The organism is Ahrensia marina, from assembly GCF_042140245.1.
Taxonomy (GTDB): domain Bacteria; phylum Pseudomonadota; class Alphaproteobacteria; order Rhizobiales; family MH13; genus MH13.
Genome location: NZ_CP159483.1, coordinates 2,495,514 through 2,509,231 on the forward strand (window position 1 = coordinate 2,495,514; position 13,718 = coordinate 2,509,231).

At 53.9% G+C, this 13,718-nt stretch carries 22 protein-coding genes; 7 read left to right on the forward strand and 15 right to left on the reverse strand.

The features are described 5' to 3' along the window. From ABWH92_RS12180 to ABWH92_RS12225, 10 genes are all read right to left on the reverse strand, one after another. On the reverse strand, positions 1–267 hold the full coding sequence (locus tag ABWH92_RS12180; RefSeq protein WP_375568713.1) for a hypothetical protein: 267 nt from the start codon (positions 265–267) through the stop codon (positions 1–3). Next, positions 264–521, reverse strand: a complete 258-nt coding sequence (locus tag ABWH92_RS12185; protein WP_375568715.1) for a hypothetical protein — start codon at positions 519–521, stop codon at positions 264–266. Before ABWH92_RS12185 ends, ABWH92_RS12180 begins: the two co-directional genes overlap by 4 nt. After that, positions 518–730 carry a hypothetical protein gene (locus ABWH92_RS12190; RefSeq protein WP_375568717.1) on the reverse strand — a complete coding sequence of 71 codons (213 nt, stop codon included), beginning with the start codon at positions 728–730 and terminating at the stop codon, positions 518–520. Before ABWH92_RS12190 ends, ABWH92_RS12185 begins: the two co-directional genes overlap by 4 nt. After that, the gene (locus ABWH92_RS12195; RefSeq protein ID WP_375568719.1) at positions 730–1,098 is read right to left on the reverse strand and encodes an HNH endonuclease; all 369 of its coding nucleotides are present in this window, start codon (positions 1,096–1,098) and stop codon (positions 730–732) included. Before ABWH92_RS12195 ends, ABWH92_RS12190 begins: the two co-directional genes overlap by 1 nt. Next, positions 1,098–1,550 carry a hypothetical protein gene (locus tag ABWH92_RS12200; RefSeq protein WP_375568721.1) on the reverse strand — a complete coding sequence of 151 codons (453 nt, stop codon included), beginning with the start codon at positions 1,548–1,550 and terminating at the stop codon, positions 1,098–1,100. Before ABWH92_RS12200 ends, ABWH92_RS12195 begins: the two co-directional genes overlap by 1 nt. Then, positions 1,550–2,266 carry a hypothetical protein gene (locus ABWH92_RS12205; protein WP_375568722.1) on the reverse strand — a complete coding sequence of 239 codons (717 nt, stop codon included), beginning with the start codon at positions 2,264–2,266 and terminating at the stop codon, positions 1,550–1,552. The genes ABWH92_RS12200 and ABWH92_RS12205 overlap by 1 nt, the downstream gene beginning before the upstream one ends. Then, positions 2,263–2,586, reverse strand: a complete 324-nt coding sequence (locus ABWH92_RS12210) for a hypothetical protein (RefSeq protein WP_375568724.1) — start codon at positions 2,584–2,586, stop codon at positions 2,263–2,265. Before ABWH92_RS12210 ends, ABWH92_RS12205 begins: the two co-directional genes overlap by 4 nt. A gap of 100 nt (positions 2,587–2,686) precedes the next feature. Next, entirely contained in the window at positions 2,687–3,019 is a 333-nt protein-coding gene (locus ABWH92_RS12215; protein ID WP_375568726.1) for a hypothetical protein, read from the reverse strand. Between the two features lie 175 nt (positions 3,020–3,194). Next, entirely contained in the window at positions 3,195–4,118 is a 924-nt protein-coding gene (locus tag ABWH92_RS12220; protein WP_375568728.1) for a hypothetical protein, read from the reverse strand. A gap of 232 nt (positions 4,119–4,350) precedes the next feature. Then, on the reverse strand, positions 4,351–4,881 hold the full coding sequence (locus tag ABWH92_RS12225) for a S24 family peptidase (RefSeq protein ID WP_375568730.1): 531 nt from the start codon (positions 4,879–4,881) through the stop codon (positions 4,351–4,353). A 166-nt stretch (positions 4,882–5,047) separates the two neighbouring features. On the opposite strand from ABWH92_RS12225, the gene ABWH92_RS12230 reads away from it, so the two are divergent. Beyond that, positions 5,048–5,284 carry a hypothetical protein gene (locus ABWH92_RS12230; RefSeq protein ID WP_375568731.1) on the forward strand — a complete coding sequence of 79 codons (237 nt, stop codon included), beginning with the start codon at positions 5,048–5,050 and terminating at the stop codon, positions 5,282–5,284. Between the two features lie 326 nt (positions 5,285–5,610). Here the strand turns inward: ABWH92_RS12230 and ABWH92_RS12235 are convergent, their stop codons facing one another. Next, positions 5,611–5,802, reverse strand: coding sequence for a hypothetical protein (locus ABWH92_RS12235; protein WP_375568733.1), 192 nt, complete (start codon positions 5,800–5,802; stop codon positions 5,611–5,613). A gap of 189 nt (positions 5,803–5,991) precedes the next feature. On the opposite strand from ABWH92_RS12235, the gene ABWH92_RS12240 reads away from it, so the two are divergent. From ABWH92_RS12240 to ABWH92_RS12265, 6 genes are all read left to right on the forward strand, one after another. Beyond that, positions 5,992–6,420: a hypothetical protein gene (locus ABWH92_RS12240; RefSeq protein WP_375568735.1), complete on the forward strand. Its 429-nt coding sequence runs from the start codon at positions 5,992–5,994 to the stop codon at positions 6,418–6,420. A 461-nt stretch (positions 6,421–6,881) separates the two neighbouring features. After that, positions 6,882–7,262, forward strand: a complete 381-nt coding sequence (locus tag ABWH92_RS12245; RefSeq protein ID WP_375568736.1) for a VRR-NUC domain-containing protein — start codon at positions 6,882–6,884, stop codon at positions 7,260–7,262. Then, positions 7,263–8,042, forward strand: coding sequence for a hypothetical protein (locus ABWH92_RS12250; RefSeq protein ID WP_375568737.1), 780 nt, complete (start codon positions 7,263–7,265; stop codon positions 8,040–8,042). Continuing rightward, positions 8,026–8,637 (forward strand): hypothetical protein, encoded by a 612-nt coding sequence (locus ABWH92_RS12255; protein WP_375568739.1) that lies wholly within the window; start codon positions 8,026–8,028, stop codon positions 8,635–8,637. The genes ABWH92_RS12250 and ABWH92_RS12255 overlap by 17 nt, the downstream gene beginning before the upstream one ends. Further along, positions 8,638–8,913, forward strand: a complete 276-nt coding sequence (locus tag ABWH92_RS12260; protein ID WP_375568741.1) for a hypothetical protein — start codon at positions 8,638–8,640, stop codon at positions 8,911–8,913. 212 nt (positions 8,914–9,125) lie between these two features. After that, the gene (locus tag ABWH92_RS12265) at positions 9,126–9,653 is read left to right on the forward strand and encodes a hypothetical protein (RefSeq protein WP_375568743.1); all 528 of its coding nucleotides are present in this window, start codon (positions 9,126–9,128) and stop codon (positions 9,651–9,653) included. Positions 9,654–10,045: 392 nt separating this feature from the next. Here the strand turns inward: ABWH92_RS12265 and ABWH92_RS12270 are convergent, their stop codons facing one another. From ABWH92_RS12270 to ABWH92_RS12285, 4 genes are all read right to left on the reverse strand, one after another. Further along, positions 10,046–10,537: a DUF2441 domain-containing protein gene (locus ABWH92_RS12270; protein WP_375568745.1), complete on the reverse strand. Its 492-nt coding sequence runs from the start codon at positions 10,535–10,537 to the stop codon at positions 10,046–10,048. Between the two features lie 144 nt (positions 10,538–10,681). Then, on the reverse strand, positions 10,682–11,824 hold the full coding sequence (locus ABWH92_RS12275; protein ID WP_375568746.1) for a hypothetical protein: 1,143 nt from the start codon (positions 11,822–11,824) through the stop codon (positions 10,682–10,684). Positions 11,825–12,230: 406 nt separating this feature from the next. Further along, on the reverse strand, positions 12,231–12,584 hold the full coding sequence (locus ABWH92_RS12280; RefSeq protein WP_375568748.1) for a hypothetical protein: 354 nt from the start codon (positions 12,582–12,584) through the stop codon (positions 12,231–12,233). A 154-nt stretch (positions 12,585–12,738) separates the two neighbouring features. Further along, the gene (locus ABWH92_RS12285) at positions 12,739–13,698 is read right to left on the reverse strand and encodes a DUF3137 domain-containing protein (protein ID WP_375568750.1); all 960 of its coding nucleotides are present in this window, start codon (positions 13,696–13,698) and stop codon (positions 12,739–12,741) included. Positions 13,699–13,718: the final 20 nt, after the last annotated feature.

Consider the following 13,718-nt stretch of genomic DNA (forward strand, 5'->3'; position numbering starts at 1 on the left):
CTATTCCCCCTCCTTCACGGTGGAGCGGGCGGCAATCATGGCGTCGGCGTATTGATAGGCCCAAGCCGCGCAATCGACCTCTGACAATGAAAAGCCCTCGTTTGAGATTGATGCAATCCCGGCTAATGCTTGTCCTGCGAACCAATCACGCAGGCTTAGACCTGTGAAAACGTTGTTCTCAACTAGAACACCGCCTTTGAACTTAAGAGGCACTATCAGAGGAAAAGCAGGCCCGCCGTCTTCCCGTTCCTTTGGTGGTTGGGTCATGGCTGGCTCTCCACGGCTTTCTCATGGACAGCAAGGCTTATCGAGCCATCGTCAGCGCGCATGAGCACAAGTATTGACCCATAGCGCCGCAGAGCCTTCAGAGCGTTCTTGGAGGGCACAAAGGCGACGAGGTGACCACCAGGCACATCGACAACCGGAAGGGCCAGCGAACCGCCGTGTTGCCTATCGATCCATCTCGTCGTGCCTTCAGAAGCTACGGGCTCGATTGGTGTGATGTGCTTGGGCAAGCTCATGACTCACCCTTTCTCTGCCGTTCAGCGACAGCATCCAGGGAAGATCGCCACTCCGCTGCGAGTTGGTCTTTCTGCTCGTCAGTCAGCATGGAAACAGGAACCTTTGGCGATTCAACAATTCCATCCTGGCGCTTCCGCTTCTGCATATCGTCAACAAGGATAAAGTTCGGTGCGCGTGGGCAGATCAGCTTCATGGTAATGTCGGTCATCAAAAACCTCTCCATTTCTCAATGGGCTTGCTTGCCGTGTTCTGTGGTGGGGCAGGGGTAAAGCCCTGGCTCTTGAAGGATGATCGTTTGCGACCCTGCTGGAACGCGCCTGAATGCTTGTCGCGTTGCCTATCCGACTTGCGAATGCGCCCAATGTCCTTCTTGGTCTTCGCCTTGTGGCAAACTCGACAGAGGATCTGACAATTGATCAGCGTGCTTTCGCCGCCCATTTCGACTGGCAAAATGTGATCAGCTTCTCCTTCGCCAGTCTTGAGCACTGCGCCGCACATACGGTTTTCACACTTGCCATCAGCGCGCTCTTTGGCCTGTCGAATAATCTTTCGCGTGAAATGATGAGCACGGGGCATCAGCCAAACCCTCGCTGCCGTTCAAACACCTCAGGGTCGGTCAACGTCACGCCAATGGCGCTAAACTCACGCGACACAGCATCCATAAACTCGACCATCTGCTTGACGCGCATGTTGCGGGTCACAGGGAGGTCAAAGACGCGGATTGCATGAAGCTTGGCCTCATAGGCCATAGGCTTGAACACGCGGTCATATTCGGTGCGGTAGACCTCATCGTCCCGGCGCATTATTGGGATCCCGTGATGAAGCTTACAGTGCGCCCGCACGTCTTCATGCGTGCGATCCCCAAGCTGTCCGGCAATATCTTGATACCAACGGAAGGCGAGGGCGTTCTGGGCCTTTGAGCGCCCGTCTCCCTTGGCATAGGACACCGTCAGCGGCACCTCCATGCGCATCAACAGCCCATGAAGCTTGTCGATATCGTCAGCCGTGCGGACAACCTTGGTGGGCATCAGGCAGCCTTCGCCAACTCGGCTTCCGTCAATGCCTTCTTCTGTGCCTGGTATTCGCCTCGAAGGTGGTCACCAGATATGGGCGCAACCTCACAGAAGGCTTTGAAGCGGTCGGTTTTGCCAAGCGCCTCTAGGTTGGCAACGGTCGCCTGATTTTTGATGAGCTTGACGAGAGAAACATACTCTTGGAGGTGGTCCATTTCTTCAGGTGGAAGATTGTGACCATCAGGCTTGCGTTGTCCTGTGCCGGTCGTTTGTGGCCCTTCAGCATCGCGGTAGGCTTGGTTGACTTCAGCAACGTATTTGCTGTCATCCCAGCGCCCTAAGAAGATGTTGGCACCAACGCCGACTTGCGCAGCGGCCTTTGTGATCGCGTCAGTCAGTGACTTTTTCGGAGCATCTTCGTCCGACTGGAGCCCATTCCGCGTCTTGGTAAGTGCTTTGGTTTGACCATAGGCATCAAAACCCGGATGCTCTCCATGCCAGAAGCGAATGCGGCACCAGTGAAGGACTTCTTCGCCAAGTGGCTGAAATCCTTCTCCTGTCACTTCCCACCCAAAGCCTTGGCCGACAGGCCCAAACATCTCGGTAAGGCAGCGAACAACATAATGCGGATTGGGCGACGTCCCTTTATAGGGCTTGCCTTTGATTTCTTTGGTGAACTTCGGGTCGATGTCAGCGAATTTTTCCCAAAGATCCAGGTGGTTGCCAGTCATGCCGCCACTCCTTCAAGCCAGGAGGGCTTTGGAATGCGACGTGTGAGGTCTTCGAGGCTGGTCCCGCACTGGTGGTAGTACCGGCCATCACGACCCCAGGAGCGCGTGCCGTAGCAGACCCACTTGCCGCAAGCGTATTGCTTCCAAAGCGTGCCCCAAATGGACTGAGGGGATAGGTCGTCTATTCGGACAACGTCACCGGCGCGGTTCTTGAACCATTGCCCTTTTTCAAAGCGTTGAGGATCGCGGTTGCCAAAGTGCTCGCGCAATTCAGCCGTCCTGATTTTCTTCTGCTTTTCAGCTTGTGCGGTGAGGCTCATATCGGCAGCCCTCCAAACAGGTAGTATCCAGCCCACACGCCAAAGGGTGCGAGGATCACAACGCAAAAGGCGCATAGGTATTGAAAGATGTGGGGGTTCATCACGCAGCCCTCACATAACGACCATCGGGGTCATTGGCGTTTAGGCCGGTGAAGGAGAGGCCAGCGTTATCGAAAGCTTGCTGGCGAAAATCATCATCGCTCTCAGCAGCGCTCATGGCATCAAAGCCAAGTCGATTGACCACTGAGCTATCGCTTTTGAGTGGGTTCACACGCTGCTCGCCACACCAGTTCACGAACGTAATCGCGTTGGTGACAAGGCGAGGATATCCCTCAGCGTCTTGGTCAACCTCACACTCAATCTCGCATTCAAGATCAGTGATCAGGTCAACGTGGCCTGCGGTTAGATTGTAGGTGAAGGGAAGAGTGGTCATTGCCCATACCTCTGATTAGGTGATGGGTGAAACGTACGAAATGTACGAATACACGTCAAGTACGAAATGTACGAATTTGTATGACGTGATTACGAAACAGCCCTATTCGCAAGAATCACGCACACAAAAAGCCCCGCCGGGTGAGGGCGGGGTTAAACAATGAGATTAGCCGCAGCTAATGCTTAAGGGGTGCAATCTGTTTGGGTTTTAGGGCCTCCAACGCAGCTTTTGCGTTGGGAGCTGGGATGTGCCCGCTGCGCACCTTGCCATTCATATACCCTGGCAACTTGGAAACGTTGTACACATTCTTCAGCCATTCACGGAACTCTGGAAGTGCTTCGTCAGGATAGCAGAACGGCTGCTGGGGGTTCGATTCTGCTTGTGGGAAGTAGTCCGGGTAGGAGTGTTCGTACTTCAGTCGGGGACCGTAGACATTATCCAGATTGTTGTCTCGCCAGTGCTTCCCCCAACATGAGCCGACCGAGATATCAGGAATGAATTTCTCTCCAAGGTCGGCCTCTTGATTTATCAGGGTCACCATTAGCCCGGCGACTTCGCGAAACACACTGAAGTAGCCATCAGGAACCGTGTCAAAGTTGAGTGAAACTCTGTCGTGAAACTGGCGCCAGGCCACAGACACCGAGTTCTCAGGATTGTAACCAACCTGAGCATAGATGAAGTCACTGAACCCTTTTCGCGCCAAGGTTCGGTAGCTTTTGAGAGCTTGCTCGTTATCGCCGCGCCCTTCGAACGCATAATACTCCAAAAAGGCCATGCATACGGCAGCAGGGACGGCGTGTTGAACAATCCCGTTCTTTTGCACACCTAGAAATGCTGCACTGTCATCTGCGTTTTGCTCACGTACAAGTTCTCTAATGCGGCGTTCGCGCGGTTTTAGAGGGGAATCGAGCCAAGCTGCAGACGTGCGGATGACAACCGAATGATCGACGCCGCACAGGCGAGCCAATCCACGCAGCGTCAAGAATGGCGTGCCGTCAGTGAGCACACCCATGCCGACGCCATCAACTTCGCGTTCTGCCGCAATTTCTAGATCTAAAGTAAGTTGTTGAGGGGTGGTGCTCAAATCACCATATTTCATGATTTTGTCCTATCATATCAGTCACATAAGGTGGTGACCAAAGACGCTGGACATCATCATCTCGATAGACGATAACCGAGTTGCTACTGAGGTTGCCCAGCAATCTTTGGGTCGGGGTGTTGATTCACCTCGACCCGTTCACCCTACGTTCTTATTGGGTTCGAGCAAAGCGAAAAGCACACACTTTCCACACATCAGCTTTCCCTCGACACGCTATAGGTCACGCCGTTCATCACAGTGACAGCACCGTTTTCCGTACACGGCCAATGATCTCAGGTTCTTGCCCCTGGTCAAAGGTGAGAGTGTCGAACTCTTCAGGCTTGGTGCTAACAGGCTCAAACTTATTGGGTGGCCTATATCGCTTGTAGGTTGCACCGCCGTCGCCATCACTGATGATATAGCAACCATTGGGCACCAACATCTTTTCCTTGCGGTTCACAAAGATAATGCTGTCTTCCGGGCTTATCTTGTCCATCGAGCGACCTTGAACGCGAAGGGCGATCCAGTCACCTGCGGGATCGAGCTCTGATGTGTACTCGAACCGGATTGCATCCTCGTCGTGAAGTACGGTGTTGGTCTCAGTAAGCGCTCCTGCGCTAACCCAGGAGACCAAAGGTATGGCCATTCGCGACGAATTTGCTTCTTCGCCGTAGAGCAGCCACCCAGCCGACACGTTAAAAACCTGGGCATACACCTCGGCCATCTTCCTTGAGATCGGCCTGTTGCCATTTTCATTGCTGGTGAGGGTGTTCTGATTGATCACCCGAACGCGTCGAGCTGCGTCTGCTGGACTGGCATATCCTGCCCGCTCACGCGCCGCCTTAAGCCTATCTTTTGGTTCTTCCATAAAACGTGCGTAACGTACAAAAGACGTTCATAGTGTACGAATTTAATTGACTTGAATGTCGTACGTATTGTACGGGATTGCTATGAGCACTCCTAAGGACATCAAGTCTCTCATTGATATCTGGCCGACAATTGGCGCTTTCGCTGACGATCTCGGCTGCGGATATGAAGCAGCGCGGCAGATGCGTCGTCGCAATTCGATTGCTCCTGAACACTGGCCTGGGGTGATCGAGGTTAGTCTGGAACGAGGAGTTTCAGGCATCGACTTCGCATGGCTGGCATCGCAGCGCGCCCCACAAAAGGAGGCGGTAAGTGGCTGATCTCCCAAAGGTCAATGACGATCAGTTGTTGGCGATGTTGGCGGGTGTGTGGAGCTTTGTGCGCGGAACGGATCACGCATGCACCTTTCTCGATATCCCAAGCATGGCAAGCCGCGCTCGCATCCTTGTGACCAAGGCACGCAAGCGAGGCGATAAGCGTTTTCCGCTTCGACATGGCGGGAATCAAGACAGCATCCCAAAGCCAGCCAAGCCGACTGAGGGCGATAGTCGTAAGGCACTTACTAAGGCTTTCTCGCGCGAAACGACCACGCGGGCCAATTCCTTCGCAGCAGGCAGTCAAGTTCCAGCAGGTGGCTATAGGCGCGTTATTCGACGCCCAAAGTTCGTAGACCCCACGCTTTCCCTTCCTGAGAGGCGCGCATGATCTGCCCGCCTTCCATTTGGTTCGCAGTCAGCGCCACCGGTCGCGCTAGCGCCCCTCCCGATAGGCCGGTCACCTTGGTGGAGGTGTGCCCGTTCAACCGCGCACGCTTCCACCACTCTTTGTGCTGCTTCATGCAGCGTTTCCCAATTCTCACAGCCTTCAACGCCTCTCTGCAAATTGTCGTTGTCGGCCTGCATGTCTGTCTCCGTTCGCTTTCTCGGCTTGTTCAATCAAGCACGGAAGGCCGGAACGAATGTGGACCAATCTGGAATCAATCGACTCCAATCAAAACCAAATCCCGTCCGAAAAGGAGCGCGTCAAAATGAGTTGTGCCGCACTCGACTGCAAGGAGTGGGTTGAAGAACCTTCGCAAGGCAAAGGCTCAGCGGGCGTTGTGATCAATGCTGCTTTCAAAGCCTTCAATCATGACCTGAAGCGCAAGGATCAGATCCCATATTGGCGTTTCAAATCAGCCTACTACGGTAAGGCAGGCTCATGGGGCGTTGGCGCATATCTGGAAATGAGAGACGCCTATGACCGCTGGAAAGCCAAGCAGGAAGCCAACCGATATGAAGCACTATCCCAAGACACCAGGGATGCTATCGCGGCTCTTTCTTCGCTGCGTGAACAGCTCGCCCAAACCGATCCGGGCCTTCATCAAGAGCAAATTGCTGCGCTCGATTACACTATTTGGGAGCTTGGCGGCGGGCATCCGCGACTGACCCCACCCCCACCCAAAGAGGGGGCGTAGATGGTCGATCTTACCAATCGTGACGAGAAGCTACTGGAGCGCCTTAAGGGACGCCGCCTGTGCGTTGAACGACCACCTTCGGGAGAGGAAAAGAGAAACTTCAACGCCGGTTCTTTATCGAGCCTGGTGGGTACACAGCGCACAAACTTAGCGCTCAGAAGCTGATTGACGGCGGGTTCGTTGTCCCCGTCGGTGACGCCCTCTTTCCTGGCATGACCCAAACCTATGAGCTTGCAGAATGAGTGTGCGAGCAGTGAAAGGCATGGCGCATTTTACCTTCACAGGTCCGCCCGGAACCTATTGCCACGAGTGCAAACATTGGACCGGCAAGCGACCTGACTATGAAGGCCAGCCACCCAAGCGTGGCACATGCGTCCTATCCATGCCTCTCACGCCGAAAGGCAAACGCGTCACCTTCAGTGGTGGTGAGTTCTCTTGCAACAAGTTCGCGGAGGCTCCCCATGGGTAAGCCTGAAGCCGTCCTTCAGCGCAGTGTATGTCAATACCTCGACCGTGCTTTACCGCATGGCTGGGCCTATTGGCACAACCACCAGAATGCGCCGACTGTTCAAGCGCAAAAACGGTTGAAGGCATTGGGCGTCAAAGCTGGCCTTCCTGACATGATGGTTGTTGGTCCGACAGGCGATAATGAGCCAGGCGTCAATCTCATCGTCATTGAGCTTAAATCAGCCAAGGGTCGCACCACAGAAGCACAGGAAGACTGGCTAGACCGTTTCCAGCGTATGGGCGCTCACGCTACTGTCTGTCGCTCCATAGAGGACGTTCAAGACACGTTGAACTTTGCCGGTGTCTCGCTCCGCGCCTCTCTAGGGGAGGGGTAGATGGCCCGCATTCGATCTGTTCACCCGTCTCTGTTCACCGATGATGACTTTATGGAGTTGTCGTCAGAGGCCGCACTTTTGCTGATCGGCCTATGGACCGAAGCGCATGATGACGGCGTGTTCGCATGGAAGCCCAACGGCATAAAAGCGCGGGTCCGTCCTGCGGCTAACATTGATGTCCCCGAACTTTTGAGCGAGCTGGAACAGCACGGTTTCATCACACGCTTTGAGTGTCACGGGAAAGATTACGGGGCGATCCGGAACTTCCGCAAGTTTCAGCGCCCTAAAAAGCCAAACAGTTCCGAAGTGCTTCCGGATCGGTTGCGAACTTACGTCGGCTTAGAGCCAGTGAGTTCCGAACCAGTTCCGAACCATTCCCCCAATGCTTCCGAAATCCCGCCGCAGATGGAGGATGGAGGAGATAAGATGGAGGAGAAGGGGGAAGAGGAAAAGAAGCCGCGCGGCGAGCGCGCTCTGATTATCGAAACCCTTTCCAAGGTTGTCACGGAAGACAGGGCCAAAGCCCTGATAGCCCATCGGCGCAACAAAAAGTCTCCGATCACTCCGCACATCGCAGACCTAATCGTCCAGACCCTTTCCAAAGCCCAAGACCCCAATGCTGCTGCTGATGAGTGGATGGAGCGAGGATGGCAAGCGTGGCGACCTGATTGGTCCGACCTGCCCAAGGTTGGGGCTAGCGATCCACCTCCAAGCGAATCCGACGCCGACCGAATGCTACGCCAGCTTGAAGAAGAGGCCGCCAATGGCCACCCAAATTGAAATCACTTCCACGTTGATCAAGCCCCTTGAGGACTTCTTGGGGGAATTGAAGCACCCAAATCCTCCGGCCTATTTCCAGGTCTATTTCGAGGTTCTGGAGCGTTTCACGGTCTACCAGATCGAGCGAGCCCTGAGCGACATCAAGGCTTCGTGGAAATACAAGAACTGGCCATCACCGGCAGACGTTGCCGAGCGTTGCGGGCACTTCCCAGCCGAGGAACCTAAGCCACAGGCTGAGCGTCCAGAAAAGCGCGACAGGAGCAAGTTCGATTACAAGCACTGCTTCTCAAGGCTCACTGGACCCATGGCCATCGATGCTGCTCAGAACGGCTGGGCACTGCAACTTTTCCATTGGCTGGAAGAGCATGGAGAGCTGCCTTTTCCTGAGGATGAGCAGCGCCTCAAGGCAGAAGCTTCGCAACTCTGGGCAAAGCAGGAAGACGTTTTGCGGGGCGAGTGGGTAGGGCCTGATGGCGAGGTTCAACCGCTGAAGGCTGCCCCTGCCGTCCAAGCCATGGTCAAGGCCATGCGCGACCGTGAGGCCAAGATTGCAGCTCACATTCTCAACACCAACACCACAAGGGAGGCCGGATAGATGGCTGATTATCTTGAAGTCGTTCAGTTCAAAGAGCGTGACGGCAAATGGCGTCCGAACCGCCTAGGCTATGCCAAGAAAAACGATAAAGGACAGCTCAACGTCTATTTCGACGTGATGCCAATCCCCGACCATGAGGGATCGGTTCGCTTCGTCATTCAGAAGCCTCAAGAGCGCGACAGCCAACAATCCGCCGCTTCCAACGGCTCCAATGCCGCTATGAGTGGTGGGGGGATGGATGATGATATCCCGTTTCAAGCTGAGTGGAGGGGCTAGTCTGTGGATTACCTGATGTTGATTGGCGGTTCGGTTCTCGTTGTGTTGTCGTGGGTCCAATTCAAGCAATTGGCAAAGGTCGAGAGCCCCGACGCGGAAACAAAGCTAATGCTACTTGTTTGGTGGTGCGTTGGACTGCTCGGCGCGATGCTGGCCGTATTGGCAATCGATGATTTCACCGGCTTTCTGGCTTACTTCGATTGGCTCTCACCATGACCAAACCAGCCAAGCAACAGCCTGTCCGTGCAGACCTCGGAACGCCAGAGAGGCGCAGGCAGGGCGAGGTGCGCATATCCGGCGTGGGGAAGTCAGAGAAACGCGCCAAGGCCATAAGTAAGCTAGAGCGCATGCACCTCAATGGAGGACTAGATCAAGCGCAACTGGCCGCTGGGCTGAAACTGGCATTGCACCGTCACTATGGGAAGATGGACGGACACCCAAAGCCGATGTGCTTGGAGCGTGTGGACTCTATGGGGCAGGGCGGCCCACAGGGCCTTTCACAACAAGACCACTCAGACGCTTACTATGAGGCTTGTAAGGTCATCCATGGTCGCGGTGTCATGCCGTTCCTGTCTTTCGTTCTCGATGATGTCAGCAAAGAACAGTGCGCCCGCATGCTTGGAGATTACCGCAAGCAAACCGGCCTGCGGTACATGAACTTCATCATCAAAAAGAACCTTCGCATGCTTGCTGAACATTGGGGGTTGACCCCGGAACCAAAACGAGAGATAAGGGCTTAACATATTAGACTTGCGCCTAAAGCGCAAATCACCAAAATCAGGTCGGCTAAGTGTCGGCCTTTTTGATTCCACGCAAGCGCTCATGGCGCCTCCAAACAGAGGCACAACTCTTCGGGTTCGTGCGGACGGCATGCCACTTTAGAGCGAATTGTTTCAGCTTATGCAGAGAACTGATGTTGCCGCCATAGGTGTGGGATTGATCTCGCTCATCGCGCTCTGGGTTACCGGTGGTGCTGTTTGGGTATTCTACGTGTTGTTAGCGCTGAGCATCGGCGCTTTGGCGGTATCTCTCTTCAAGAGGTGATCGTATGTGTCCGCTCGGTTCTCCCAGCGGGCTTTTTCATGAGGAGATGGGATGGACGATCTTCGGTCACATGACCATGGCATCTTCTTCAAAGAGACATGCCGGGAAGGCGTGAAGCATTTGCCGTTCTCGCCCTCAACACGCGAACAGGTACGTCAACGAGAATTTCTTGATGATAGACGTCAAGACTTTGCCCCTGCCAATACTGGCGAGCAAACTCACTCATGCCATCAAAATAGGCCTGATCGTCCTCGGGTAAGGCCATCAACCAATCACCGACGTGAAGCAGCTTCGGCTCCTGAATTGTCTCAACCTCATACATGATGAGAGATCGACGTTCTGGAGCCTCCAGGTACTTCTCTGCCACTGGATACGAGGGCAGTAAGAAGATTGCTGCTAACCGACTTGGCTTTTCAGGGAACTCTGCTGCACGGACGTCTTCGAGTACACGCTCTCTGAACGCCATGGGATAGTTACCGAAGTTGGGTTCGTATTGGCGAATGACCCGTCCAAAGTTTCCAGGGCAAATGACACTGCCAGGAGCAAGCGGGATAGGCGCGCAATGATAGTAGATAGACACTCTGTCTCTCCCGAAGTCTTGACGGGTGAAAACACTTTCAATGAAACGGGCCAGTCGGGTCCAGTTACCTTCTAGGAGCATGGATATTCTGATGTGCTGGCAAGCATCGACAATCGTACAGTCTCACGAGCGTTCAAGTTGTGGCTATTTGATCCGGTTGGCGCTTTCTGGCGTCTGAACCTCTTGAGAAGCAGCTAGTATTTGGTCGGGAGGCTCAGGAAGCGCACGTCGGGAACTGGCGTGCTTTCCCCGTCGTAGTAGTGGTATTTGGCCCTTCCAGCCGCGAATGCTGGCTATCCAGCCCACCACGGCCAAAACAATCGCCGCTGCTGTAAACAAAGCCGTTTCGACCAAACTAAGTCGTGCCGAAAAGACTTGGATGCGATCCCAAAACTCAACCCTTACCGGTATTGTTGTTTGAAAGACTGTTGGCGCACTGGGCGGGAGTGACTCTCCATCCAAGTGAAGTATAGCCGAAACTGCCAGCGTCAAAAGCTGCCTTTCGCCGTGTTCAATTGGCTCAACGGTCCATTCCCATACGGTTGGCCGATCCGGTAGGACTGTCTTTAGTGCCCCATCACTCGAGCTGACCTCAAATGCAGGTCCATAGAGTTCCGCCTTCATTCGCAGAGTGTATGGAACGTCTGATGCGGTCTCAATCGTCACCGTATCACCCTGGGTGGGAAGCGCTCTTACTGCTGAAACCAAAGAGTTCGTGGGAGAAAGTGCCAAGTTGAAGAACTCGGCGCGGTTCATGATCATCTCGGCGGGAACCGTGAAGGCTAAAGTTGACGAAGCAATCTGGTCACACAGGTCGCAGGCTGCAGGCTCCGATTGAACATCGACCGAGCCACAAATCATACGTCCGTGCAGCACAGCACATTCAATCTCTGGATTGGGTTCCGCTGCCATTCGTTGAAAAGGTAGCTGTATTCTGTCTTGATCGCTGTCGGGCAACCTAGCCGTTTCGCGCGGAACGGACCGTGGCTCTTCCTCGCTGAGGCTGGCAACGACGATGGCGGCGGCTGCAACTGCCCGGCGTATTGCGTTGGGAGGTACCGAAGGAGACGGTGGTATTGATCTGTCTTCACTGGGTTCGATTGTGACTGTCGAAACTTCATTTGATGGCGGTTCTGCTATCTGAAGAATCAACGTGTCGGGGATCGATAACTGCGGGGGTGAAATGTCAAAGGTCGACGCTCCAACATCGGAGCCACTGTTCGGATTACAACTCGCAAACAACAAACTGCACGAGACAAGAATTGGTGCCGATTGAAACAGTTTCATACTCAGCCCAAAAATCGACCATCTTGCCCACTACCAAGTATTGTTCAAAATTCGAGCGATTGCGAGTCGTAGTCAAGACAAAAAAATATCACTTGTAACGGGTATGGCCGGTAATCTCATGTTGGGCATCGCCCACGGCGCGGCCGTTGATGTGGCAACCGGCGCGACGCTTGAGCACTAACTCAACCCGGTGTTCTTGGAGCTCAATGCCCAGACTGCGCCAGCAGATACGCCAGTTACGCTAACAGACGAGACGGCGGCGCCGGCATCGTTACAATCAAATGGGGTGGATGATGCGCCAGCCACCCCATAAGCGCTGGTACAAAGCCAAACGGTGGAAAGCCAAGCGCGCTGATTTATTGGCCCGGCAATCCGGTACTTGGTTCGCCGGGCGCCTCAATTCGTATCACATGGTGGGGTTGTCAGAATCTACAGAACAAGAGCTGTCATCAAGCATGACAGTCAGCTCATTTGTTTCTGAGTGGACACGAACACCCTTCAGCTCTGGTGGAATCTGGCCGGGTTCGCTTTCGCCGGAGATGTTGCTGATGACTTGAAGTACCCAACCAGTCGGCGGTACAGCAACAAAGTCGAAGTCTTGTATGCCATCGGCTGGAAAATCGATGTAAACGCGGGGTTCTAGGCGAGGCTTTGTCCAACCAGAGGTTCGTACATTGCCATTGGCATGAACAACGAGTTGCGGTGGGTTGGACTTTAAGATGCTAAAGCAGACGTTATGCACTGTGTAGACTTGAGACATTTCCCTTACCCTTTCCAAAAGAAACATCTCAGCGTTGCACAAAATATAATTATTGAAAATACTTGCGAAAATCAATATTTGATTAGTCGTTTCAGTATTTCATGTTTACGTCGTGTGCCCAGTGGGCTTGGTCAATCGACAACCTCGAACTGAGCTAGTTGAGCAGCGCGTCAATGATGCGCCTTGGCAGCACCAGATCTGCTAGCAGCTGGTGCAAAACTTCATCAAACTTCACCAAAGATGCTGACGTACGACCCAGGTTCAAGAAATCATGTTTCAGCGTGAGCGCTATGAACATGTGGTGCCCTTCAAAAGCAGCACCGACATAGCGTTCCGTTCCAAGCTGGTCGCGCGCTATCTCTAGCAAGGCCTCGCCAATCGAGGGCGAAAGCTTCTCTTTGGCAAGCGCCACGTCCTCAGAGTACACCTCATAGGTCTTTTCAAAGTTGGCGTTCGGGAATTCCAGGCGCTCCATACCCCGGCGCGCTGAAGAAAAGGCTTCAGCAAGGCCTGTCAACATACCCCGCTCCTTGAGAAAGACTGTCTTAGGCATGTCTGTTGGTACGTCGATCTGAAAGACCAAACCTTTGAACACATTGATGCGGTTTTTGCCCGATCCGGATACCAACGTCATCTCCCAGGCACTGTAGTTCACATCACGCCAAGAGCCTGTGACGCCTTCTTCTGCTTCGATGTATCTGTATTTTGGGAGAATTCCCGAGGCTGCGATGCGGTCCCACTCGCTCAAGTAACCGTTTTGTGGGCTTGCCTCGATGTTCGCCCCGCCTAGAAAGTCGCTAAGAATTGGCCCCAGAAAGTTGTACATCTCCAGCTTAACATTGCGCGTGACTTCTTTGTAGACTATGGGCGCAACCACGAAGGTCGAAACTATTCCCAGCACGACTGTGGGACCATTGCTGTCGAACATTGCTGACAGCAGTGCTCCCAGCAAAAGGCCTCCTACAACTGTTGCTAGGGCATAGAGCCATCCCTTGCCGTTGGCGGACGCGCGCTGCTTCTCGATATCGCCCAAATAGGGGTAGATTTCTTGTTCGTAGACGTCAGCAAAACCGGCCTCATATGGTTCGCGCTCGGTGAAGGTGTTTGGGATCATTGATGTTTGCCTTTGCACGT

Excerpts from the sequence above, each read along its gene's own strand:
- ABWH92_RS12275 (WP_375568746.1), bottom strand. The coding sequence starts at position 11,824 with ATGAAACTGTTTCAATCGGCACCAATTCTTGTCTCGTGCAGTTTGTTG.
- ABWH92_RS12200 (WP_375568721.1), bottom strand. The coding sequence starts at position 1,550 with ATGCCCACCAAGGTTGTCCGCACGGCTGACGATATCGACAAGCTTCAT.
- ABWH92_RS12230 (WP_375568731.1), top strand. The coding sequence starts at position 5,048 with ATGAGCACTCCTAAGGACATCAAGTCTCTCATTGATATCTGGCCGACA.
- ABWH92_RS12235 (WP_375568733.1), bottom strand. The coding sequence starts at position 5,802 with ATGAAGCAGCACAAAGAGTGGTGGAAGCGTGCGCGGTTGAACGGGCAC.
- ABWH92_RS12190 (WP_375568717.1), bottom strand. The coding sequence starts at position 730 with ATGACCGACATTACCATGAAGCTGATCTGCCCACGCGCACCGAACTTT.
- ABWH92_RS12205 (WP_375568722.1), bottom strand. The coding sequence starts at position 2,266 with ATGACTGGCAACCACCTGGATCTTTGGGAAAAATTCGCTGACATCGAC.
- ABWH92_RS12250 (WP_375568737.1), top strand. The coding sequence starts at position 7,263 with ATGGCCCGCATTCGATCTGTTCACCCGTCTCTGTTCACCGATGATGAC.
- ABWH92_RS12255 (WP_375568739.1), top strand. The coding sequence starts at position 8,026 with ATGGCCACCCAAATTGAAATCACTTCCACGTTGATCAAGCCCCTTGAG.
- ABWH92_RS12245 (WP_375568736.1), top strand. The coding sequence starts at position 6,882 with ATGGGTAAGCCTGAAGCCGTCCTTCAGCGCAGTGTATGTCAATACCTC.
- ABWH92_RS12280 (WP_375568748.1), bottom strand. The coding sequence starts at position 12,584 with ATGTCTCAAGTCTACACAGTGCATAACGTCTGCTTTAGCATCTTAAAG.
- ABWH92_RS12220 (WP_375568728.1), bottom strand. The coding sequence starts at position 4,118 with ATGAAATATGGTGATTTGAGCACCACCCCTCAACAACTTACTTTAGAT.
- ABWH92_RS12210 (WP_375568724.1), bottom strand. The coding sequence starts at position 2,586 with ATGAGCCTCACCGCACAAGCTGAAAAGCAGAAGAAAATCAGGACGGCT.
- ABWH92_RS12180 (WP_375568713.1), bottom strand. The coding sequence starts at position 267 with ATGACCCAACCACCAAAGGAACGGGAAGACGGCGGGCCTGCTTTTCCT.
- ABWH92_RS12240 (WP_375568735.1), top strand. The coding sequence starts at position 5,992 with ATGAGTTGTGCCGCACTCGACTGCAAGGAGTGGGTTGAAGAACCTTCG.
- ABWH92_RS12215 (WP_375568726.1), bottom strand. The coding sequence starts at position 3,019 with ATGACCACTCTTCCCTTCACCTACAATCTAACCGCAGGCCACGTTGAC.
- ABWH92_RS12185 (WP_375568715.1), bottom strand. The coding sequence starts at position 521 with ATGAGCTTGCCCAAGCACATCACACCAATCGAGCCCGTAGCTTCTGAA.
- ABWH92_RS12285 (WP_375568750.1), bottom strand. The coding sequence starts at position 13,698 with ATGATCCCAAACACCTTCACCGAGCGCGAACCATATGAGGCCGGTTTT.
- ABWH92_RS12260 (WP_375568741.1), top strand. The coding sequence starts at position 8,638 with ATGGCTGATTATCTTGAAGTCGTTCAGTTCAAAGAGCGTGACGGCAAA.
- ABWH92_RS12195 (WP_375568719.1), bottom strand. The coding sequence starts at position 1,098 with ATGCCCCGTGCTCATCATTTCACGCGAAAGATTATTCGACAGGCCAAA.
- ABWH92_RS12265 (WP_375568743.1), top strand. The coding sequence starts at position 9,126 with ATGACCAAACCAGCCAAGCAACAGCCTGTCCGTGCAGACCTCGGAACG.